The sequence below is a fragment of the Kluyvera georgiana ATCC 51603 genome (genome assembly GCF_001654985.1).
Taxonomy (GTDB): Bacteria; Pseudomonadota; Gammaproteobacteria; order Enterobacterales; family Enterobacteriaceae; genus Kluyvera; species Kluyvera georgiana.
The window spans coordinates 116,212-138,881 of sequence record NZ_LXEU01000042.1; the positions used below are offsets into that span (position 1 = coordinate 116,212).

At 57.2% G+C, this 22,670-nt stretch carries 20 protein-coding genes; 12 read left to right on the top strand and 8 right to left on the bottom strand.

Features of this window, described 5'->3' with window-relative positions:
• Positions 1-24 precede the first annotated feature (24 nt).
• The 4 genes from M989_RS09825 to pabB form a co-directional block, all read right to left on the bottom strand.
• The gene (locus M989_RS09825; RefSeq protein WP_064544791.1) at positions 25-1,581 is read right to left on the bottom strand and encodes an EAL domain-containing protein; all 1,557 of its coding nucleotides are present in this window, start codon (positions 1,579-1,581) and stop codon (positions 25-27) included.
• A 134-nt stretch (positions 1,582-1,715) separates the two neighbouring features.
• Entirely contained in the window at positions 1,716-3,080 is a 1,365-nt protein-coding gene (gene sdaA / locus M989_RS09830; protein WP_064544793.1) for an L-serine ammonia-lyase, read from the bottom strand.
• A gap of 164 nt (positions 3,081-3,244) precedes the next feature.
• Positions 3,245-3,823, bottom strand: coding sequence for a CoA pyrophosphatase (locus M989_RS09835; RefSeq protein WP_064544795.1), 579 nt, complete (start codon positions 3,821-3,823; stop codon positions 3,245-3,247).
• A gap of 2 nt (positions 3,824-3,825) precedes the next feature.
• Positions 3,826-5,181 (bottom strand): aminodeoxychorismate synthase component 1, encoded by a 1,356-nt coding sequence (pabB, locus tag M989_RS09840; protein WP_064544797.1) that lies wholly within the window; start codon positions 5,179-5,181, stop codon positions 3,826-3,828.
• A gap of 91 nt (positions 5,182-5,272) precedes the next feature.
• Between pabB and M989_RS09845 the strand changes: the two genes are divergently transcribed.
• The gene (locus tag M989_RS09845; protein ID WP_064544799.1) at positions 5,273-5,452 is read left to right on the top strand and encodes a YoaH family protein; all 180 of its coding nucleotides are present in this window, start codon (positions 5,273-5,275) and stop codon (positions 5,450-5,452) included.
• Positions 5,453-5,455: 3 nt separating this feature from the next.
• On the top strand, positions 5,456-6,178 hold the full coding sequence (locus M989_RS09850) for a phosphodiester glycosidase family protein (RefSeq protein ID WP_064544801.1): 723 nt from the start codon (positions 5,456-5,458) through the stop codon (positions 6,176-6,178).
• A gap of 30 nt (positions 6,179-6,208) precedes the next feature.
• On the opposite strand, the gene M989_RS09855 is transcribed toward M989_RS09850, so the two are convergent.
• Both M989_RS09855 and M989_RS09860 read right to left on the bottom strand, forming a co-directional pair.
• The gene (locus tag M989_RS09855; protein WP_064544803.1) at positions 6,209-8,206 is read right to left on the bottom strand and encodes a heparinase II/III domain-containing protein; all 1,998 of its coding nucleotides are present in this window, start codon (positions 8,204-8,206) and stop codon (positions 6,209-6,211) included.
• Positions 8,206-9,444 carry an alginate lyase family protein gene (locus M989_RS09860; protein WP_064544805.1) on the bottom strand — a complete coding sequence of 413 codons (1,239 nt, stop codon included), beginning with the start codon at positions 9,442-9,444 and terminating at the stop codon, positions 8,206-8,208. Before M989_RS09860 ends, M989_RS09855 begins: the two co-directional genes overlap by 1 nt.
• Before the next feature lie 515 nt (positions 9,445-9,959).
• Here M989_RS09860 and M989_RS09865 point away from each other — a divergent pair.
• From M989_RS09865 to M989_RS09885, 5 genes are read left to right on the top strand one after another with little or no spacing between them, the layout of a single operon-like run.
• Positions 9,960-11,249: an ABC transporter substrate-binding protein gene (locus tag M989_RS09865; protein ID WP_064544806.1), complete on the top strand. Its 1,290-nt coding sequence runs from the start codon at positions 9,960-9,962 to the stop codon at positions 11,247-11,249.
• 11 nt (positions 11,250-11,260) lie between these two features.
• Complete coding sequence (locus tag M989_RS09870) at positions 11,261-12,202, top strand: carbohydrate ABC transporter permease (RefSeq protein WP_245191246.1); 942 nt, start codon at positions 11,261-11,263, stop codon at positions 12,200-12,202.
• 9 nt (positions 12,203-12,211) lie between these two features.
• Positions 12,212-13,051, top strand: coding sequence for a carbohydrate ABC transporter permease (locus M989_RS09875; RefSeq protein ID WP_064544808.1), 840 nt, complete (start codon positions 12,212-12,214; stop codon positions 13,049-13,051).
• Positions 13,052-13,061: 10 nt separating this feature from the next.
• Positions 13,062-14,156, top strand: coding sequence for an ABC transporter ATP-binding protein (locus M989_RS09880; protein WP_064544810.1), 1,095 nt, complete (start codon positions 13,062-13,064; stop codon positions 14,154-14,156).
• A 7-nt stretch (positions 14,157-14,163) separates the two neighbouring features.
• A complete protein-coding gene (locus M989_RS09885; protein WP_064544812.1) occupies positions 14,164-15,306 on the top strand; it encodes an alginate lyase family protein in 1,143 nt (380 codons plus the stop codon).
• A gap of 81 nt (positions 15,307-15,387) precedes the next feature.
• Here M989_RS09885 and M989_RS09890 read toward each other — a convergent pair whose 3' ends face one another.
• Positions 15,388-15,732 carry a RidA family protein gene (locus M989_RS09890; RefSeq protein WP_064544814.1) on the bottom strand — a complete coding sequence of 115 codons (345 nt, stop codon included), beginning with the start codon at positions 15,730-15,732 and terminating at the stop codon, positions 15,388-15,390.
• 128 nt (positions 15,733-15,860) lie between these two features.
• Here M989_RS09890 and yoaA point away from each other — a divergent pair, with 128 nt between their 5' ends.
• The 5 genes from yoaA (at position 15,861) to rnd (ending at position 22,243) form a co-directional block, all read left to right on the top strand.
• The gene (gene yoaA, locus M989_RS09895; RefSeq protein ID WP_064544816.1) at positions 15,861-17,771 is read left to right on the top strand and encodes a DNA repair helicase YoaA; all 1,911 of its coding nucleotides are present in this window, start codon (positions 15,861-15,863) and stop codon (positions 17,769-17,771) included.
• 67 nt (positions 17,772-17,838) lie between these two features.
• The gene (gene tsaB / locus M989_RS09900; RefSeq protein WP_064544818.1) at positions 17,839-18,534 is read left to right on the top strand and encodes a tRNA (adenosine(37)-N6)-threonylcarbamoyltransferase complex dimerization subunit type 1 TsaB; all 696 of its coding nucleotides are present in this window, start codon (positions 17,839-17,841) and stop codon (positions 18,532-18,534) included.
• A 37-nt stretch (positions 18,535-18,571) separates the two neighbouring features.
• Entirely contained in the window at positions 18,572-19,153 is a 582-nt protein-coding gene (locus tag M989_RS09905) for a Slp/YeaY family lipoprotein (RefSeq protein ID WP_064544820.1), read from the top strand.
• A gap of 207 nt (positions 19,154-19,360) precedes the next feature.
• Positions 19,361-21,046: a long-chain-fatty-acid--CoA ligase FadD gene (fadD, locus tag M989_RS09910; protein ID WP_064544822.1), complete on the top strand. Its 1,686-nt coding sequence runs from the start codon at positions 19,361-19,363 to the stop codon at positions 21,044-21,046.
• Between the two features lie 81 nt (positions 21,047-21,127).
• Entirely contained in the window at positions 21,128-22,243 is a 1,116-nt protein-coding gene (gene rnd / locus M989_RS09915) for a ribonuclease D (RefSeq protein ID WP_064544860.1), read from the top strand.
• A gap of 154 nt (positions 22,244-22,397) precedes the next feature.
• Here rnd and minE read toward each other — a convergent pair whose 3' ends face one another.
• Positions 22,398-22,667: a cell division topological specificity factor MinE gene (gene minE, locus M989_RS09920; protein WP_064544824.1), complete on the bottom strand. Its 270-nt coding sequence runs from the start codon at positions 22,665-22,667 to the stop codon at positions 22,398-22,400.
• Positions 22,668-22,670 lie beyond the last annotated feature (3 nt).

Here is a 22,670-nt window from a genome sequence, read left to right on the forward strand (position 1 = left end):
CCCGGCGTCAACGTTGACGCCGGGCTAGTTTTTTCTGCTTTCCTGCTCGGCCAGCCACTGCGGAAAATCCGCCAGCGGCATCGGCGCTGAAAACAGATATCCCTGCAACAAGTGGACGCCGTGACGCTGCAAATACTGCGCCTGCTCGCGGGTCTCCACGCCCTCCGCAATCAGTTCGATGTTCAGCCGTTGCCCCAGCGCGATAATGATGTCCGTGACCGTTGAATTCACCGCATCGGTGCCAATGGCGCTGGTGAAGGATTTATCAATCTTCAGTACGTCGGGATGCAGCATCTCGAGCCAGGATAGGGAACTGTTGCCGGTACCAAAGTCATCGATCGCCAGCTTGATCTGGTGATTCCCCAGGTCGCTGCGCACTTCGTAGTTCACATCGTGCAGAGCATCGCGCTCGGTTAGTTCGACCGTTAACTGCTGAATGGGCTGACGGCTAAACCAGTGTTGATGTAGATCCTTCAGCAGACGACCGTTCTTGAAGTGGGGAGCGGCAACGTTAATGCCTATCTGGAATTCGCTGTCTTTAGGGAAAAGATGCAGTTTTTGCGCCGTTTCGCTAATCACATAGCGAGTGAGTGGAATAATCAGGTTTTGCGTTTCCGCAATAGGGATAAAAACGTCCGGTTCTACCCAGCCGACTCTGGGATTGTGCCACCGCAGCAGGATCTCGACGCCGACACAACGCTGCATGCGGGCATCCATCTGCGGTTGACAGTACAGACTGAACTCCTTGCCTGCGATCCCCATATTTATTTCCCGCGAAAAGCTGAGCCGCCCGGCGGTGGCCAGCCAGGCAATCCAGGTAAACAGCACGCTCATAATGATAGCCAGCGGCAGCTCGGAGACCAGATTGCGCAAGGCCAATTGCTCGACGTCGGGACTGTGGGCGGTGATGCTAAAAGGAAACGCCGTCGAGGCACGGGTATAGACGATGTCACCATCGCTGACCAGCGCGTCGGTAATACCGGCTTCATGCTGAAAATGGTGCCCACCGACGTTGAGACTGATGTGGTTAATCAGTGGTGGGGAGGGTTCAAGAATAATATTGCTGATGAGATCAATGTTAATCGACACCAGTACACCGTCCTGCCCGTCGGCAGACGCCGGATACCATTGAATCAGTATCGGCGTTCCCTTCAGCAGGGAATGATCGGTGGCCAGCGCAAGCAGCGGCTGGCTGGTCGGCAACTGCGGTTGCAGGGAATGGACGGCCACATCGCGCGCGCCGAGCGCGCTGGAACAGTACAGCTGGCCCGATTTTATGAGTGCAATTGAGCGTACCGTTTGTAGGGTAACCGCCAGTTTGCGCAACGGAAGATGGATGGCCATACAGGGTTGGCCAACCAGCGCCAGCATTGCCTGACGCTGCGTTTCCACCGGCCGTAATATTTTATTCAGGCGCTCGACGGAATGGGATGTCAGCGCATCGATCTGTTGCTGATTTACGCTACTCTGCGAAATAAATCGCGTCCCCAGGGTAAGCGCAAAGGCACCCACCGCGATAATCACACAAACAGCGATTCGCTTACGGAGATACTTCCTGATAATCCATTGTGCTGTTTGCATGTCCGATGCTCAGTGCGGATAGAGTGATATTGAAAATACCAGTGCTGTAAAGGCAAGTGTAGTGGCAAGCGAACATTGTGAGGGAAAAGAAGGGAATAATTCACCCACCCGTATTGGGGGGGTGAAAAGTATGATTAGTCACACTGTACTTTAATGGCCAGGCCGCCGCGGGAGGTTTCGCGGTATTTCGCGTTCATATCTTTACCGGTTTCGTACATCGTCTCGATAACCTTATCGAGCGACACGCGCGGTTCACTGGTACGACGCATGGCCATGCGCGCGGCGTTGATGGCTTTCACCGATGCGATGGCGTTACGTTCGATACACGGTACCTGCACCTGACCGGCAACCGGATCACAGGTCAGCCCCAGATTGTGCTCCATACCAATTTCCGCTGCTACGCAAACCTGTTCCGGGCTGGCGCCCAGCAACTCGGCAAGGCCCGCCGCCGCCATCGAGCAGGCGACACCTACTTCACCCTGACAGCCGACTTCCGCACCGGAAATCGAGGCGTTCATTTTATACAGTGCGCCAATCGCTCCGGAGGCCAGGAAGTAGCGGATGTAGATATCCGGGGTGACCGGCTCGATAAAGTGATCGTAATAGGCCAGCACGGCCGGGACGATGCCGCAGGCGCCGTTGGTTGGCGCGGTCACTACGCGGCCGCCGGCAGCGTTTTCTTCGTTGACCGCCAGCGCGAACATGTTCACCCAGTCCACGACGTTCATCGGGTCGTGAGAGAGCTTGTCGCTGGACACCAGCATACGACGCAGGGCGGACGCGCGACGCGGCACGCGCAGCGGCCCGGGCAGAATGCCTTCGGTATTCATGCCGCGGTCGATACAGGCGCGCATGGTCTGCCAGACGTTAGCAAAGTAGTCTTCAATCTCTTGTTTGCTGTGCAGCGCCAGCTCGTTCTGCATCACCATGCCGGACAGCGACAGGCCGGTCTCTTTGCAGTAGCCGAGCATTTCGGTGGCGGAGGCAAACGGGTAGGGGACGGTTACCGCGTTGCTGGCTTCTTTGCCGAAGTGTTCTTCATCAACGATAAAGCCGCCGCCGATAGAGTAATAGGTTTTGCTGTAGACCAGCGTATCGCCCGCCCACGCGTGGATCTGCATGGCGTTCTCGTGCAGCGACAGGTTCTCGCTGCGAAAACGCATGCCGTCGTCCGCCGGGAAATCGACCTCGACGCGGCCATTGGCCAGCAGCAGACGCCCGCGGGTTTCGACGTCGCGAATAAACGCGGGGATCGCATCAATATCCACGGTATCCGGCTGGTTACCCGCCAGCCCCATAATAATGGCGATATCGGTATGGTGGCCCTTACCGGTGAGGGAAAGGGAACCGTAGACGTCGACGGCAACGCGCGTCACGTCATCAATCAGTCCCTTTTCGACCAGGTCATCGACGAACTGTTTGCCAGCCTTCATCGGCCCTACAGTATGGGAAGATGAGGGGCCAATCCCCACCTTGAACATGTCGAATATACTAATCACTTTAACACTCCTGACAGGGTTGCCGCGCCGTTGCGGCAACGATGTAATCACTGCGCATAGTGTATGAGGGAAGCCGGCGTTCAGCTTAACTATTCACATGAATTTAACTAATGAATAGCCGTGATTTTACTAATACTGAAAACCGGCGGTCATGAAGAGTATAGTCAGGGCTTCAGGCCCACTTGTAGCGCCAGCTCACGAATGATGCCAGCGGTCATGCCCCAGACAAAATAGTGCTGATACCAGGAGAGCCAGACGCGATGCGAATTACCGCGGCGGTGGATGTCGAGAGGATGGTAGCGCCCCAGACGCAGCGCTTCGGCCAGCGGCATTTCAAACACCGACGCCACTTCGTCTTCACTGGCGTGATAATGCAGATTCGGCGGGATCACGCCGACGACCGGCGTGACCTGAAAGCCGGTGACGCTATCAACCGGCGGCAGCACGCCGATGATATCCACACATTCGGGCGGTATCGCCACCTCTTCCTGGGCTTCACGCAGGGCGGCGGCAATCAGCGAGGCGTCGCTGCTGTCCACCGCGCCGCCGGGAAAGGCCACCTGGCCGGGGTGTTTGCGCAAACGTGCGGAACGCTGCGTGAGTAGCAGCCCGGGTTGCGGGCGGCGGACGATGGGTATCAGTACCGCCGCCTGGCGGGCGTTGAGCGCCGAGCGGGTTGGCTGTGGGCGAAGTAGCTGAAAGCGGGAGAGAAAATCGTCCAGATCCAACGAACGGTCTGCCATGCTCAGGACTCCAGTTGATGTAAGATACGATTAACTTTATCAAATGTTTCCTGATATTCCGCATCTTCATTGCTATCGGCCACCAGCCCCCCGCCCGCCGAACAGTACAGCGTGCCGTTGGTCGCCGTGACGGTGCGAATGGTGATGCTGGTATCCATATTGCCACAGGCGCTGAGGTAGCCGATGCTGCCGCACCAAGCGTTGCGCCGATGCGGTTCCAGCTCGTCGATAATCTCCATGGCGCGGACTTTCGGCGCACCGGTGATGGATCCACCGGGAAACGCGGCTCTCAGTAAATCGCTGGCGTGAAGCGCCGCGGGGAGTTCTGCGGTAATGGTGCTCACCAGATGATGCACCGCCGGGAATGGCTCCACCACAAACAGTTCCGGCACCCGCACGCTGCCGGGCGATGCTACGCGGCCAATGTCGTTGCGCATCAGGTCGACAATCATCAGGTTTTCTGCCCGATCTTTCGGCGAGTTGGCCAGCTTCAACGCCTGCGCAGCATCTGTCTGCGGATCTTCCAGCCGTGGCAGCGTGCCTTTGATCGGGCGAGTCTGGATCTGTTGCTGTTGAAGCTGGATAAAACGTTCCGGAGACAGGCTCAGAATCGCGCCGTCAGCCAGGCGTAGAAACGCGCTGAACGGCGCGCGGTTGGCGCGGTTCAGCCGGACAAACGCCGACCATTCATCGCCCTGATAGGTGGCCTGAAAACGTTGCGCCAGATTCACCTGATAGCAGTCGCCGCTGCGCAGGTAGGCCTGCACCTGACGGAATTTTTCGCCGTACTGCTGGCGGCTCATATTGGACCGCCACGCCGAGGTGAGGGTGAAGGGGGCTGACGGCGGCGCAACCTGCTGCTGTAGCCATGCCAGACGAGCTTCCACGTCGCCATAGCTTAGCAAGGTGATGACCTGACGCTGGTGGTCGACGATCAGCGCCCAGTCATAAATTCCTATCGCCATGTCCGGCAGCGCAATATCGTGCTGCGCCCGCGTGGGCAGCCTCTCAAAACGCCGTCCCAGATCGTAGCCAAAAAGCCCCACGGCGCCGCCGGTAAACGGTATATCAGCCAGCGGCTGGCGGGAAAAACCGCTGTTATCGAGCGCTTGCTGTAGCAGAGCTAACGGATCGTCCGTTGATGTCATCGTGTCGTCTTGTGTGCTAACCGTGGTGATATCGCCGTGGGTGAGCAGCGTGGTACGCGGTTCGGCGACCACGATATCGTAGCGGCTGTGCGGGTGCTCGGCGTAGCCGGAGTGCAGCATTATTGCCCACGGAGAGGCGCTGAGCGGGGCGAAGTAGAATTCTGCCGCGTCCTGTCGCCAGGGAAGCGTCATGATTGAAGGGTGTAACATCGTTATTCAGTCCAGCCGGGTCTGCGCTGCCTATGGCTAATAATCGGGCAGCATGAAATAATAAGCGCTCACAATGTAGCAGGAGTAAATGATGTTTGCAGGATTACCTTCACTGAGCCATGAGCAGCAGCAGAAAGCCGTCGAGCGTATTCAGGAGCTGATGTCGCAGGGAATGGCGAGCGGCCAGGCCATTGCGCTGGTGGCTGACGAGCTGCGCGCGACGCATACCGGCGAACGTATTGTCGCCCGTTTTGAGGATGAAGACGAGTAAACGATGACCTTTCGGATGATACCCCTGTTGCTGGCGATAGCGCCGCTGGCGGCAGTCGCGCAGGATGCGTGCCAACTCACAGACCCCCAGCTCACGCTACAAAGTTACACCGTCGATGCCCAGCACGAACGCATTGCCATGTACTGGCGCCAACCTAACGGCAAAGCCTACGATTCGCTACGCGGGCTGTTGAACGCCATAAACGACGAGGGTCGGGTGCAGATGGCGATGAACGGCGGCATTTACGATAAAGCCCATGTGCCGCTGGGTCTGTATATCGAAAAAGGCCAGCAGAAGGTGGCCGTGAACCGCGCCTCCGGCGGCGGGAATTTTTTTATTAAACCCGGCGGCGTGTTTTATCTACGCGGGCAGCAGGCGGGGATCGTCAGCCTCAATGAGCTGAAATCCACCAAAGGAATGGACTATGCGGTCCAGTCCGGGCCGATGCTGATCGAAAACGGCGTGATTAACTGGCGCCTGAAGCCATCGGCCAGTTCGCGTAAGCTGCGCAACGGCGTCGGCATCACCTCGGAGGGTAAGGTGGTGTTTATGCTGAGCGAGCGGGAAACCAATTTCTACGATTTTGCCTGTTATGCACAGTCGCGCCTCAACGTGAGGCAGATGCTCTACCTCGACGGCACCATTTCTAAAATGTACCAACAGGGCGGCTCGATTCCCTGGCAGTACTATCCTTTCGTCAGCATGATAACCGTCGAGAAGCGGTAAGCGCGCCTTCCGTTGCCGGAAGGCGGTGGGTCAGAAAAGAATATCCGGCGGCAAAGCCGGGTCATCGTACAGGGTGACGTGGGCGACACGTTCACCGCGCCAGAATGAGAGCTGCGTGCCGATTGCCGTATGGTGCACGTTGACCTCGGTAAGCGGCGATTGCGTGGCCAGATCCCACAGACAGACAAATCGCGCCTGCGGCAGATGGTTGCGCATCACCAGATAGCTGAGGTCGCGTACCGCCGGGTTATCCGGCGCCAGCCCCTGCCACAGTTCGCCGTCACCGGCCAGCCATAGCGCCACGGTATCGCCTTCGCGGGCAAAATGGCGCGGCTGACAGCCATGCAACGGCGTCATGGTTGACTCTGCCATGTGCCGCAGCGGGCCGCTGAGCGAGAAGGGCATCGGCGTACCGCTTTGATCGAGCGCCCGTGCGGCCAGGTGCAGCGTCCAGTCAAGCTGCTGGCGGTGTGGGTTATCGACCATGGAGAGGTCGATCAGCACGTCGTCCAGCCACAGCAGGCGGCGGCGAAAACGCACTTCGCGCCAGGCCTCGACGTCCCACTCGACGCGGGTATGGGTGTTAAGCTGCGGCGGTTCTTGTCCCCAATCCACTTCCGTATCCAGCCACAGATAATCGTCGCCCATGTGCCAGCCCAGCACCGCCGCATTGGCGGGAGGTTGATTGGTCTGATTAACCGTCAGGGTGTTATGGGTGGCGCTGTTCTTGTAATAGTCGTAATGCATTTTGGCGCCGTAGCCGGTAGTGCCGAGATCCGGCAGTAGCCAGCCGTCACGCTGCCACAGTATCAGGCTGAGCCTGTCATAATGGTCATGCTCGCCGCCCCACGGGCTGTGTTTAATCAGCACCGCCTGCTGTTGCTGCGGCCGACGCCAGAGCGTCAGGCCCGCGCCCGGCGCAAACAGCGACTGCTGAGGGATCGGGTCCGGCGTGGTTTCCGGCAACGGGCAGTCACGCCATAGCAGGGTTTCCCTCTCGTCCGGCTGCGCCTGGGTGAAGTGCAAAACGGCCGCGTACTGCGGATCGCGCCAGATAAACCAGGCGAATTCGTAGAGATCCCGGTGGTGCAGTTTCTCCTGCCCCGCGATGCAGTCGTTGAGCCGCGGGAAGGTGCCATCCGGCAGCAGCAGCGAGAGCGGTAAGCTGAGCATTTGCGGGTACCACGGGCCGTCGAGCAGACTCCAGCGGGTGTTCCGCGCCAGTTTTTCAAAGGCGAAAAAGCCCTGTAATGCATAGTAGTGATAGTGTACCGAGCCTTCGAACCACAGCCCTTCCGCCAGCAGGCCGTGCTCCAGCTGCCAGCGCAGCCCATAGGGGGCGTTGACAGCGAACTCCAGTAGATCTTCATCTTCCAGCACAAAGCCCAGCACGCCCAGCGCGGCGCTGATTTTCACCTCGTGGTTATGAATTTGCGGGCTACGATGCGCCTGTAAAAACGTCGCCGCGCAGCGCAGCAGGTTGCGGCAGATATGTTCCCGCTCGACGTCGGTCAGGCTGTGCTGAATAAAATCGTAACCCAGCGCCATATCCAGAATACAGTTGGCTTCACACAGGGTCTGGGCGTTCATCTTTCCCGGACCGTTGTGGGGAATACCGCCGTGTATCTCGTAGCCGGGATACACGTCAGCGTAGCCCATCAGCAGCGTGCGCACTTTATCGCGGTACGCTGACTCGCCGGTGAGCTGCCACAGCAGCCCGAGTTGCTGACAGGCGCTGGCGTTACGCCCGTTCATTTCTCGCCACCACGCGCCGTTCCACGGCTCGCCGCTGAAGGCTTCACCATCGACAGGGCAACAATGGCGGTGCGGTGAGTCCGGCTGCCAGATAAGCCGCACCCCATGATGCGGGCAAAAATAGTACAGATTCCAGGTGGCAATTCCGCTTTGCGGAATACGCACCTCGGCGTTCAGCGCCGGTTGTGCATCCTTGATGAGCCGTTCAATCAGGCCGCTATTGCCGGCTGCACGTCTGGCAATATCGGGCCATAGCCCAGAAAATTGTTTCATTATCGGTTATCCCTGACCTCTGTTGGCACGTTTAGAGGGGCGATGAGCGTGGTGATGTCATCAGGATATTTTGCCCGCAGCCACTGGGCTTTCTCGCGGAACAACGCATCTTCCGGCCAGGCATGCGCGGCGGTTGCCATGTTGCGCAGCGCTTTTTTATCATCCATTTTGTCGAGATCTTTCCACGGCCATGGGGTATCGCTATTGATAAACCCGGCAATGTATTGATAACCCTTGCGCAGGCTGTGATCGTCGAGGGTAAAGTTCCAGATATCGACGCCGGCCTTTTCTCCCAGGCGGCCAAGACGGCTATAGGCATCGAGATTGAAGTTGCTGTAGTGCCACGGGCGGGTGCGTTCCAGCTCGGCCATCTGGCGGCCTTCCACGTCAAACTGCCCGGCGATACGCCGCAGCTGGGTCACGTACAACCGTTTTTTGGCTTCCTCGGCTTTTCCGCTGAACAGTGCGAAAGTGGCGGCCTGCATATCAAAGTAGGTGCCGTGGTTGTTATGCCAGTTTTCTTCTTCAAAGCCATTCTGGCTGGTGGTCATCCAGCGATAAAAATCGCCAAACCACTGCTTCAACTCGCCCACGTCTTTGTCGCTGAGCGCACCGGAGGATTGCAGAATGGCAATAGCGTCAACCACATCAACCAGCGCCCGGCTGTCGATAATCCCGATGCCGCGACCGGTATTGATGCCGGGGATCGCCTGAGCATACTGAAGATTGGGCGTCATACGGGTTTTCGGGTCGAGGAACCAGGTTTTAATCTGCTGCGCCGCTTTTTGCGCATAGCGGTCGTCCTGTGAGAAATACCAGGCCAGCGCCAGCGTGGAGACATCGTTACTCATCTTCACCAGACGGTTTTTATCAGTCGCATCGCTGTTGGCATCGGGATTGGTTTGCCCATCTTTACGGATGTACGGCAGGCCGTCTTTGGTGTCTGGATTCGGCCACCAGTAGGGCGGGAAACTGTAGTAATCGTGCTTGTTGCCGCTGGCCGCCACCAGTGTTTTATCCATCACCGAAAACAGCGGGTGCTTCAGCGCAAGGTCGGCTTTTTTTAGCAACGCGCTTTCGGCCTGCATAAAGAGCGGATCTTTTGCCGCGATCTGCTGGCGACTGAAGGTCAGATCTTTCGCATCCAGCGTATACGGTTCGGCAGCGTACAGCGAAGCGCTGAGTCCGGAACAGAGTAAGGCAATGCCTAATATACCTCGGCGTGGTATTGAACTCATAGTGATAACCCTTCTGCAAATATGAGAAAAGATAACAAGAGAACTACCCCATTGCGTATTTAAGAATACGCAAAAGGCAGGGTTTTTAATTAACAAAAATAATTGTGTAAATAGGATGGCGTGCAGTGTAAAAGACAAAGTGAATTTTTTTGTGATATTCATCATGCTTATTGTGATGGATGAAAAATGACGCATTTAATGCAATGAAGATCACGATTCTGGCTGGTTTTCTACTTTTTTTGATTTTCTAAACAATGTTTGTAAAATCATATCTTGATGATATTAAATGATAAATTATTTTTGTCACTTATTCTGTCACTTCTGTGTGTGATCTGATTCACTTTTTACGTTTTTGAAATAGGATTTCTTTTTTGCCCCGTTGTATTAGAAAATATCTTTCTATTTAATATTCGAAAATAAATTTTTACCTATGTTGTATTAATGCCGGCTGGCTCTCAAAACGGTCGGTGCGAATTTATTTACCGTTGTGCCCTACAATAAAAGGATATGCCATCATGTCTGCGAATAAATTACGTTCATTATTACTTCTCTCCGCTTTGGGGCTTGGCATAGGTCAGAGCTATGCCGCCACCACGCTTAACGTCTGGATCCGCGCAAGTAACGACTCGAAGAATATCTACAAACAGGAGGCCGAGACGTTCGAGCAAAAAACGGGCATTAAAATTGAGTATTTCAACGCGACGACCGACTTCGAACAGCGCCTGGCACGTGCCGCTGCGGGTAACGCCTTGCCTGACCTGATCTTCAACGACGCCGCGTCGTTGGGGCAGTTTATCCAGTTGGGTATCGCTGATGAGATTGACCCGAAAACCATCAACGGCGGCGACCAGCTGTATCCCACCGCGTGGAACAGTACCCGCTATATCGATGGTAAATACTACGGCGTACCAACCTCGGCGCAAACTTTTGCCCTGTTTGTCCGTAAGGACTGGCGCGAAAAGCTGGGCCTGCCGCTGCCAAAAAGCTGGGATGACATTCAAACGCTGGCCAAAGCCTTTACCACGCAGGACCCTGACGGCAACGGTAAAAACGATACCTACGGCTTTATCGTTCCGGCCTCCACGACCCGTGGCTACGCCAGCTGGTTTATGAGCAGCTTTATCTGGCAGGCGGGCGGCGATTTCGTCAAGGAGCACAACGGCACCTTCAGCGCCTCGCTGAATACCCCGGAAGTGGCGCAGGCTATGACCTTCATGCGCACCATGATGTGCGAAAAAGTCACGCAGCCGGGGGCGATCAACGCCACCACTGCCGACGTGATTCCTTCCTTCCGTTCCGGTCAGAGCGGCATGTTCTTCAGCGGCCCGTACCATATTGCGCTGTTTGATAAAGATCCGGGCAAAGACAAATTTGAAGTCGTGCCGGTTGTCGGCCCGAAAGGCGAAGCAACCCTCGCTGAAGGGACCACCGTCTTTATGATGAAGAGCAGCCAGCAGAAAGAGGCCGCGCGCAAATTTATCGAATTCATGATCTCGCCGGAAGGCCAGGAGATCGGCATGGGGAAAGGCAGCCAGCATATTCCAGTCGTGCGTCTGCCGGTGAACAAAAACGTGGATGTGAAGGCCGTTTACCAGGACGACCGCTGGGAAACCTTTGCCAGACTATACAACGAACAGGGTCGCTACGTGCCACAAATTCCGAACTGGACGCCGGTGCGTCAGGTGGCCGCTGACGGCTTCAACCGTATCTTTGCCGACTGCAATAGCGATATCAGCGCCGAGCTGAAGGCGATTGACGGCAAGGTGAACGCCGAGCTGGCAAAACAAAACGTGCTGGCTAAGTAAAGGAGTATGTGATGACGCTGCATGAGACGAAGTCCGCGCCGCTAAAGCAATCCGCTTCGCCTGACGCCGCCGGCTGGCTGACGGCAAAACGTAAGCGAGCGCTGATTCCGTGGCTATTTCTCGCCCCGGCGCTGGTGATCTTCAGCTGGTTTAAGTTCATCCCGATGATTCAGGGGTTGGTGATGAGCTTTTACAAGGTCAACTTTAATCAGCCGGACGAGTGGGTGGGCTTCGCCAACTTTACCCGCGCGTTTGCCGACGTTGAGCTGCACGCGGCGGTGGTTAACACGCTGCTGTATGTGCTGGTGACGATGTTTGCCGCGGCGATACTGGCCTTTTTCCTGGCCATGCTGCTGGAAGGTCCGGCGCGCCACCTGCGCTTTATTCGTACCGCCATTTTCCTGCCGGCGGTCACCAGTGCGGCAATCGTCGCCGAAATGTGGCGCATTCTGTTCAACCCAACGCCGAACGGGGTGGTGAACCATATTCTCAGCTGGTTCGGCGTTGCCGATCAGGGTTTCCTCGCCAGCTCCGAGCAGGCGCTGGGCGTCATCATGCTGCTGCATATCTGGAAAGCGGTGCCGTACAACATGGTCATTTTCATCGCCGGCCTGGCCGGTATCAGCCGTGACCTGTATGACGCCGCAAACGTGGATGGCGCTAACTGGTGGAACCGACTGCGCTACGTCACGCTACCGGGGATGATTCCGGCGCTATCGGTGGTGCTGATGCTCTCCTTTATTCGTGGTTTCCGCGTGTTTGCCGAAGTGTATGCCACGACTGGCGGCGGGCCGTCTAACGCCACGGAGATGATCATGACCCACATCTATAAGCTGGGCTTCGAACAGTTTGACTACGGCTACGCTTCGGCGGTGTCGTTCCTGCTGTTCGCCTTCACGGTGGTGTTAACCATCTGCCATCTGACGCTGAAAAAACGTATCGCACGTTACTAAGGAGCCGTGATGTTAAGTAAACGTTGGGATACCGCAGGACGCTGGTGCATCTACGCGCTGCTGCTGATTGTCTTCGTCGGGCCGTTCTGGGGGATCGTGGCCACCGCGTTCAGCGGTGCGCCGGTTAAACCGGGCGAACTGCTGGCGTGGCCGAACCAGTTCTCGCTGGAGAACTTTATCTTTGCCTGGCAGGACATTGGCGTCTGGCAGTATCTGTTGAACTCTATCCTGGTGGTGTTCTTCGGCACCATTTTGCAGGTGTCGGTGAGCGCACTGGCGGCCTACGCGCTGGCTCGCAAGAAGTTTCGCGGCGTGGCGCTGGTCAGTCTGGTGATCCTCTCAACCATGATGCTGCCGGAAGAGGTGATCGCCATTCCGCTGTACATGATTATCAACTGGCGGCTGCCGTTCATCGATGCCTCGCTCTACAACAGCTATCTCGGGATGATTCTGCCGGTGGTGGGCTGGGCCTTCTCCATCTTCGTACTGACCGAATTTATGTCGGCTATCCCGAAAGAGCTGGAGGAAGCGGCGCGCATTGACGGCGCTAACGAATGGCAGATTTTCTTCCACGTGATTCTGCCGCTGGTGAAACCGGCGCTGGGGACGGTGGTGACGTTCGGCTTCATTATGATTTGGGACCAGTACCTGCTGCCGCTGATTGTGGTCAACCAGGACAGCCTGAACACGATTCCGGTGATCCTCGGCACGCTGCGTACCGACGAGAGCATCACGCCGAACATTTTCATCGCGATTACGCTACTGGCGATGCTGCCAAGCATCATCGTTTATCTGGGTCTGCAAAAACATTTCAACCGCGGGATCATGTCCGGCGCGGTCAAAGGATAAGGAGCTACCAATGGGATCCGTTGTACTGAACAGCGTGCGTAAATCTTATGGCGATGCGCACGTGATTAAAGATGTGTCGCTGACTATCCCTGACGGTGAGTTCTGCGTGTTGGTGGGGCCGAGCGGCTGCGGTAAATCCACGCTGCTGCGCATGATTGCCGGGCTGGAGGAGATTTCGGGCGGCGAAGTGCATATTAATGAGCGCAACGTTACCGAAGTGGAGCCGAAGCTGCGTGATATCGCGATGGTCTTCCAGAGCTATGCGCTCTATCCGCAGATGACGGTACGCGAAAACATGGGCTTTGCGCTAAAAATGGCGCGTCTGCCGAAAGCCGAAATTAAGCAAAAAGTGGATGACGCCGCGGCGCTGCTAGGGCTGGAACCGCTGCTGGAGCGCCTGCCGAAGGATCTCTCCGGCGGCCAGCGTCAGCGCGTGGCGATGGGGCGTGCGATTGTGCGTAAGCCGCAGGTGTTTCTGTTTGACGAACCGCTTTCCAACCTGGATGCCAAGCTGCGTACCCAGGTGCGCGGCGAGATTCGCGAACTGCATCGTCGCCTGAAAACGACCTCGGTATACGTCACCCACGATCAAATCGAGGCGATGACCATGGGGCAGATGATCGTCGTGCTGCGCGATGGGCGTATTGAGCAGGCAGGTACCCCGCTTGAGCTGTATGACCAGCCGGCGAACCTGTTCGTGGCGGGCTTTATCGGTTCGCCGGAAATTAACCAGCTGCCGGGCGAAGTCGTGATCAACGGCGCGACCACCAGCCTGCGCCTGAAGGATGGCTCGCTGCTGGCGTTACCCGCAGGGTTACAGGTGAAAAATGGTCAGCAGGTGGTGTACGCTATTCGCCCCGAACAGGTCAACGTGGTGAATGAAGCGCGGGATGACGCGCTGGCCGCGAAGGTTACGGCGGTGGAGAATACCGGCTCGGATATGCAGCTGTTTTGCGATACCGGCGGCGGTGCCTTTACGTCGGTCTTTAAGCAGCGCCTGGCGGTGAAAGAGGGCGACAACATCTGGCTGCAGCCGAAGCTCTCCGGCGTGCATCTGTTCGATGCGCAAAGCGGCCAGCGCATAGCGTGCCTGGAGGGCGAGTAAGGTGGCAATGAAGCTGTACACCCTGGATGAAAGTTGCCTGGAAAATGCGCGCGCGGGTTTGAAGCAGCCGTTCTCTCCGCTGCAACTGGCGCTGAGCAAACTGGTGGCGGAGGCCGATCAGCTGCGGCGCGAGCCGCCAGAAAGCGTGGTGCATAAAAAGCTGCGTCCGGCGAGCGGCGATGCCCACGATTACTACAGTCTCGGCACCTACTGGTGGCCGAATCCACGGCGGCCCAATGGGCTGCCCTATATTCGTCGCGACGGGCATATCAACCCGCAGTGCGAAAACAACGACACCGATACTTCGCGCATTATCCGTATGTGCGAGCGCTGCCTGACGCTGGGGCTGGCGTGGTACTTCACCGGCCAGCGCCAGTATGCGCAGGCTGCCGCGCAACAGATTCGCTGTTGGTTCCTCGATGGCGATACGCGGATGAACCCACACCTCAACTACGGCCAGGCGATTCCGGGAATTGTCTCCGGGCGCGGCACCGGGCTTATCGATACCCGCCTGCTGTGGATGGTGGTTGATACGATCGGGCTGATTAACGGCGCAAGCGTGCTGGATACTGACGATATTATCGGCCTGCACCAGTGGTTCCGTGATTTTAACCACTGGATGTACTACAGCGAAATTGGTCACTCTGAATACGTCTGGCACAACAACCACGGCACCTGGTACGACGCGCAGCGCACGGTGAATGCGCTGTTCTACGGCGATAAGGGGCTGGCGGCGCGCATTATTGAGCAGGGGATAACCCAGCGCATGGCGGCGCAAATTGACCAGGACGGCAAGCAGACGATGGAGCTGGAACGTACCATTCCGTTCCACTATTCGCTGTTTAATCTTGAGGCGCATCTGTTGCTTAACCGCTACGCCGAACACGTGGAGTTCGATCGCTGGAATACCATCCGTGACGGACGCGGGGTGAAGCAGGGGATTGACTATCTGGTGCCGTTTATCCGTGAACCCGAACTGTGGCCCTACAGTGACTTACAGGGCATCGTCTGGGATAGCGCGCTGCGGGTATTGCTGCAATCGATACGGGGTTATCCGAAGCAGGCGGCAAGCTATCGTGAAGCGCTGAAGTGCCTGCCGCAGGAGACGCTCCAGCTGAAAGAACAGCTGATGTGGTGCCCGGGACTGTAGGCCTGATAAGCGTCGCGCCATCAGGCCACTTGGCGGACGTTGCCGGATGGCGGCGTACCGCCTTATCCGGCCTACGGGAGCTTATACTGCAGCGATAATTTTAATCTCAACTTTATATTTCGGGTTCATCAGCTTAGCCTGCACCGTGCAGCGCACCGGCGCATGGCCTGCTACGACCCAGGCGTCCCATGCTTTGTTCATCGCCGCGAAATCATCCCCGTCAGCGAGGAAAATAGTGGCGTCGAGGATGCGTGACTTGTCGCTGCCTTGCTTTTCCAGCACCGCGTCAATCTGCGCCAGCGTGTTAGCCGTCTGCTCAAACGCGTCGGCATCCAGGTTTGCCGGCACGCCGGTGTAGTACAGCGTCTGGTTATGAATCACAACATCAGACCAGCGCGCTTCGGCGTCAATACGGACAATCGTCATTTTCCTTTCCTTTTTAACATCACGTCGATGCGCTAAGACTGCCACATTGTCGCCGCGACGTCACGGCTTAGGCTGGCATAACCTGGACTGGCCTGACATAATCACTGGGAATTTTTCCAGGGGGTAACGTGACGGACGATTTTGCAGCAGACGGCCAGCTTGCGCAGGCGATAACCGGCTTTAAACCGCGTGAACCGCAGCGTCAGATGGCGCACGCCGTCGCTCAGGCGATTGACGAAGGTCAGCCGCTGGTGGTTGAGGCCGGTACGGGTACCGGTAAAACCTACGCCTACCTGGCTCCCGCGCTACGTTCGGGCAAAAAGGTGATTATCTCCACCGGTTCGAAGGCACTACAGGATCAGCTTTACAGCCGTGATTTACCCACCGTTTCGAAAGCGCTGGACTATACCGGCAAGCTGGCGCTGCTGAAAGGGCGCTCAAACTACCTGTGCCTGGAGCGTCTGGAACAGCAGGCGCTGGCGGGCGGCGATCTGCCGGTGAACACCCTGAGCGACGTCATTCTGTTGCGCAGTTGGGCGAACCAAACTGTTGATGGCGACATCAGCACCTGCGTGAGCGTTGCCGAGGATTCCCAGGCCTGGCCGCTGGTCACCAGCACCAACGATAACTGCCTTGGCAGCGACTGCCCGCAGTATCAGGAATGTTTCGTGGTGAAGGCGCGTAAAAAGGCGATGGACGCCGATGTCGTGGTGGTCAACCATCATCTGTTCCTTGCCGATATGGTGGTGAAAGAGAGCGGTTTTGGCGAGTTGATCCCCGAGGCCGACGTGATGATCTTCGATGAAGCCCATCAGCTACCGGATATCGCCAGCCAATATTTTGGTCAGTCGCTCTCCAGCCGCCAGCTGTTGGACCTGGCGAAAGATGTGGTGATTGCCTACCGTACCGAACTGAAAGATACCCAGCAGCTGCAAAAGTGCGCCGATCGCCTGGCGCAGGCGACACAGGATTTTCGCCTGCAGGTCGGCGACCCTGGCTATCGCGGCAACCTGCGCGACCTGCTGGCCGACAGCGCCGTACAGCGCGCGCTGCTGCTGCTCGATGACGCGCTCGAACTGTGCTACGACGTGGCGAAACTCTCGCTGGGCCGTTCTGCGCTGCTCGACGCCGCCTTCGAGCGCGCCACGCTGTACCGTGCGCGTCTGAAACGCTTAAAAGAGATCAATAAGCCCGGCTACAGCTACTGGTATGAATGCAACTCGCGCCACTTTACGCTGGCGCTGACGCCGCTGACCGTGGCCGATAAATTTAAAGAGGTGATGGCGGCCAAACCGGGCAGCTGGGTTTTCACCTCGGCGACGCTGTCGGTCAATGACGACCTGCACCATTTCACCGAGCGTCTGGGCATTGAAGCGGCGCGCTCGCTGCTGTTACCCAGCCCGTTCGACTATGCCAGCCAGGCGCTGCTATGCGTGCCGCGCAATCTGCCGCTGCCAAATCAACCGGGTGCGGCGCGCCATCTGGCGGCGATGCTCAAACCGCTGATTGAGGCCAACGATGGCCGCTGCTTTATGCTCTGTACTTCGCACGCCATGATGCGCGATCTCGCCGAACAGTTCCGCGCAACGATGACGTTGCCGGTCTTGTTACAGGGGGAAACCAGCAAGGGCCAGCTTCTGCAACAGTTTGTCAGCGCCGGTAACGCGCTGCTGGTGGCGACCAGTAGCTTCTGGGAAGGGGTAGACGTGCGCGGTGATGCGCTCTCGCTGGTGATCATCGACAAACTGCCGTTTACCTCGCCGGACGACCCGCTGCTCAAAGCGCGGATGGAAGACTGCCGCCTGCGCGGCGGCGATCCGTTTGAAGAGGTCCAGCTTCCGGATGCGGTGATTACCCTCAAGCAGGGCGTCGGGCGTCTGATTCGCGACGTGGACGATCGCGGCGTGCTGGTGATTTGCGATAATCGCCTGGTGATGCGCCCCTATGGCGCGACCTTCCTTGCCAGCCTGCCGCCCGCGCCGCGCACCCGCGATATTCGACGAGCCGTACGTTTTCTGGCGCTGTCATCGACGCGGTAATGCGCCGCAAAGTGTGGTAAGATGCGCGCCATTTTGTTGATCCGTAACTGCGAGAGCGCGACTAACCATGCGAATTCTGGCTATTGATACCGCCACGGAAGCCTGCTCGGCTGCCTTGTGGAATGAAGGTAGCACCAGTGCTCATTTCGAGCTTTGTCCTCGGGAACACACCCAACGAATCCTGCCCATCGTGCAGGATATTCTTACTGAAAGCGGCGTAAGCCTCACCGATCTCGACGCGCTGGCGTTTGGCCGTGGGCCGGGCAGCTTTACCGGCGTGCGTATCGGTATTGGTATTGCGCAGGGGCTGGCGCTGGGCGCTGAGCTGCCGATGATTGGCGTGTCGACGCTGGCAACCATGGCGCAGGGCGCCTGGCGTAAGCAGGGCGCAACCCGCGTGCTGGCCGCCATCGACGCGCGCATGGGCGAGGTCTACTGGGCAGAGTACCAGCGTGACGAACAAGGTGTATGGCGCGGTGAAGAAACCGAAGCGGTGCTGAAGCCGGAAGCGGTACAGCAGCGTTTAGCTGAATTGAGCGGCGAATGGGCGACCGTTGGCACCGGCTGGGCGGCATGGCCGGAGATGGCGCAGGGCGCGAACGTGACCCTGAACGACGGCGGCGTGAGCCTGCCTGAGGCGGAAGACATGCTGCCAATCGCCTGCCAACTGCTCGCGCAGGGGAAAACGGTGGCCGTTGAGAAAGCGAAGCCGGTTTATTTGCGCAATGAAGTGGCGTGGAAGAAACTTCCCGGTCGCGAATGACTCTAAGCAGATAAATAGTGAGTCCAGGAGCAGCATCATGGCAGGTCAAAAATACGTCGTTCGTGGCGCCATTGCAGGGCTTATCGCATTCGCGTTAAGCAGCTGCGTCAGCGTGCCGGATGCCATTCAGGGCAGTAGTCCAACGCCGCAGCAGGATCTGGTTCGGGTTATGGCGGCACCGCAGCTGTATGTCGGCCAGGAATCGCGCTTTGGCGGCACGGTTGTAGGTATTGAGAACCAGCAGGGCCACACCCGTCTGGAAATCGCTACCGTTCCGCTCGACAGCGGCGCGCGTCCGATCCTCGGCGAAGCCTCCCGTGGGCGTATCTATGCCGATGTTAACGGCTTCCTTGACCCGGTCGATTTCCGTGGCCAACTGGTGACGGTGGTCGGCCCGATTGTCGGCACCGTGGAAGGGAAAGTGGGTACCACGAAGTACAATTTCCTGCACGTTCAGGCCACCGGCTATAAACGCTGGCGCGTTACCCAGCAGGTGGTGATGCCACCGCAGCCTATCGATCCGTGGGTCTTTGGCCCGCACCCCTGGAATTACGGTTACGGCGGTTGGGGATGGTATAACCCCGGCCCTGCGGAAGTTCGGAACGTCGTAACTGAATAAGAACTGTGATAAAGCAGACAAAAAAGGAACAGCGGCTAGTCCGCTGTTTCTTCGTTGTAATGGATATAAAAAAAATAAAGAGTGACGCGCTTCGCAACCTTAATTCTGATTAATTCTTAAACTGGTACGCTGAGTTAATATAATGTTAATGAAAGTTTATCATTTGGGGTTGCGATGACGACGAATACGTATTTTAGAGGTGATGCTTTGAAAAAGGTTTGGCTCAACCGTTATCCTGCTGATGTTCCGGCAGAGATCAATCCTGACCGTTATCAATCCCTGGTGGAACTGTTTGAACACGCGGCAACACGCTTTGCCGATCAGCCCGGCTTCGTCAATATGGGCGAAGTGATGACCTTCCGTAAGCTCGAGGAGCGCAGCCGCGCCTTTGCCGCTTACCTCCAGCAGGGGCTGGGGCTACAGCCAGGCGATCGCGTCGCGCTGATGATGCCTAACCTGCTGCAATATCCGGTTGCCCTGTTCGGCATCCTGCGTGCCGGGATGATCGTGGTCAACGTCAACCCGCTGTACACCCCACGCGAACTAGAACATCAATTGAACGACAGCGGCGCGCAGGCGATCGTGATCGTCTCCAACTTTGCCCACACGCTGGAAAAAGTGGTTGATAAAACCCAGGTTAAGCACGTGATTTTGACCCGCATGGGCGATCAGCTTTCGACCGCCAAAGGGACGCTGGTTAACTTTGTCGTCAAATACATCAAACGTCTGGTGCCGAAATACCATCTGCCGGATGCGATCTCCTTCCGTCGCGCGCTGCATAGCGGCTACCGCTTACAGTATGTGAAACCGGTGGTGAAGGCGGATGATGTGGCCTTCCTGCAATATACCGGCGGTACGACCGGCGTGGCGAAAGGCGCGATGCTGACCCATCGCAATATGCTCGCCAACCTCGAACAGGTGAAAGCGACCTACGGGCCTCTGCTGCACGAAGGGAAAGAGATGGTGATCACCGCGCTACCGCTGTATCACATCTTTGCGCTGACTATGAACTGCCTGCTGTTTATCGAACTGGGTGGGCAGAATATTCTGATCACTAACCCGCGCGATATTCCGGGTCTGGTGAAGGAGCTGGCAAAATACCCGTTCACCGCCATGACCGGCGTGAATACGCTATTCAATGCGCTGCTGAACAATAAAGAGTTCCAGCAGCTCGATTTCTCCACGCTGCATCTGTCGGCGGGTGGGGGAATGCCGGTGAACCATTCGGTGGCCGATCGCTGGGTGAAACTGACCGGGCAGTATCTGCTGGAGGGCTACGGCCTGACCGAATGTGCGCCGCTGGTGAGCGTCAACCCGCATGATATCGACTACCACAGTGGCAGCATTGGTCTGCCGGTGCCCTCGACTGAGGTGAAGCTGGTGGACGATGACGATAACGAAGTCGCCGTTGGCCAGCCGGGCGAACTGTGCGTGAAGGGGCCGCAGGTGATGGAAGGCTACTGGCAGCGTCCGGACGCCACCGCGGAGATTATCAAAGACGGTTGGCTGCATACCGGCGATATCGCGGTAATGGATGAGGAAGGCTTCCTGCGCATCGTTGACCGCAAAAAAGATATGATTCTGGTGTCAGGTTTTAACGTCTACCCGAATGAAATTGAAGACGTGGTGATGCAGCACTCCGGCGTACTGGAAGTGGCCGCCGTCGGCGTACCGTCCGGCAATAGCGGTGAAGCCGTGAAGATCTTCGTCGTCAAAAAAGAGGAAAGCCTGACCGAAGAGGCGCTGATTACCTTCTGCCGCCGTCAGCTTACCGGATACAAAGTGCCAAAACTGGTTGAATTCCGTCAGGAATTACCGAAGTCCAACGTCGGGAAAATTTTAAGACGAGAATTACGTGACGAAGCCCGCGCCAAAGTGGACAATAAGGGATAAGTCACGAGTCATGATGCCTAACGCCAGCTCTGCTGGCGTTTTTTTTGGCACAAAATAAGAGAGTATGATTTGAACTATCAGATGATCGCTACCAATGACGCGCTTCGCAGCTTGTGCGATAGCGTTGGTCAGACAACTGCCGTCGCGCTGGACACCGAGTTTGTCCGCACGCGCACCTACTATCCGCAGCTGGGCCTGATTCAGCTTTTCGATGGAGAGCGTACGGCGCTGATCGATCCTCTGGATATCACCGACTGGTCACCGCTACAGGCGATTCTGCAGGACCGCAACATCACCAAGTTCCTGCACGCGGGCAGTGAAGATTTAGAAGTCTTTATGAACGTTTTCGGCGCCATGCCGCAGCCGCTGATCGACACGCAGGTGTTGGCTGCTTTCTGCGGTCGCCCGATGTCATGGGGCTTTGCCGCGATGGTCGCTGAATATTCGGGCGTGGAGCTGGATAAGAGCGAGTCGCGTACCGACTGGCTGGCGCGTCCGCTGACTTCGCGTCAGTGCGACTACGCGGCGGCGGACGTCTGGTATCTGTTGCCTATCGCCCACAAGCTGATGGCGGAAACCGAGCAGAAGGGGCGTCTGGCCTGGGCGCTGAATGAATGTCAACTGATGCAGCAGCGTCGTCAGGAAGTGACCGACCCGCGCGAAGCGTGGCGTGATATTACCAATGCCTGGCAGCTGCGTACCCGCCAGCTGGCCTGCCTGCAACTGCTGGCCGACTGGCGTCTGCGCAAGGCACGCGAGCGCGACCTGGCGGTGAATTTCGTGGTACGTGAAGAGCACCTGTGGAGCGTAGCGCGCTATATGCCGGGCAGCCTGGGAGAGCTGGATAGCCTGGGGCTATCGGGCAGCGAAATTCGTTTCCATGGCAAAACGTTGATTAGCCTGGTCGAGAAAGCGCAGGCATTGCCTGATGACGCGCTACCGGAGCCGCTGCTGAACCTGGTGGATATGCCGGGCTATCGCAAAGCGTTTAAAGAGATTAAGGCGCTGGTGCAGGAAGTGGGGCAGGCGAACGACGTCAGCGCCGAGATGCTCGCCTCGCGTCGCCAGATTAACCAGCTGTTGAACTGGCACTGGCAGTTGAAGCCACGTCACACCGCACCGGAAATGATTTCCGGCTGGCGCGGCGAGCTGCTGTCCGGCGCGCTGGATAAGTTGCTGGCAGAGTATCCGCGTTAAATCCTGCCTGTAGGCCGGATAAGGCAACGTCGCCATCCGGCAATACAATCATTGTGCGAGCGCTGCCTGATGGCGCTTTGCTTATCAGACCTACACGCGGTTTCCGGACACAAAAAAAGCGCTATCACTAGCGCCTTTTTTACACCACCGAAAGTCAGGATTTTGACTCTTCCGCTTCCGGTAGCGTGACGTTGAGTTCCAGAATCGAAATATCCCCGTCTTTTTGCTCTAACTGCACCGTGACCATTTCTGGGTCAATCTGCACGTACTTGCAAATCACTTCCAGAATATCCTTCCTTAACTGCGGCAGATAGTGCGGTTCTGCATCACTGCGGCGGCGTTCCGCGACAATGATCTGCAGGCGTTCTTTAGCAATGTTGGCGGTATTCTTTTTCCGTGAGAGAAAAAAGTCGAGTAATGCCATAAT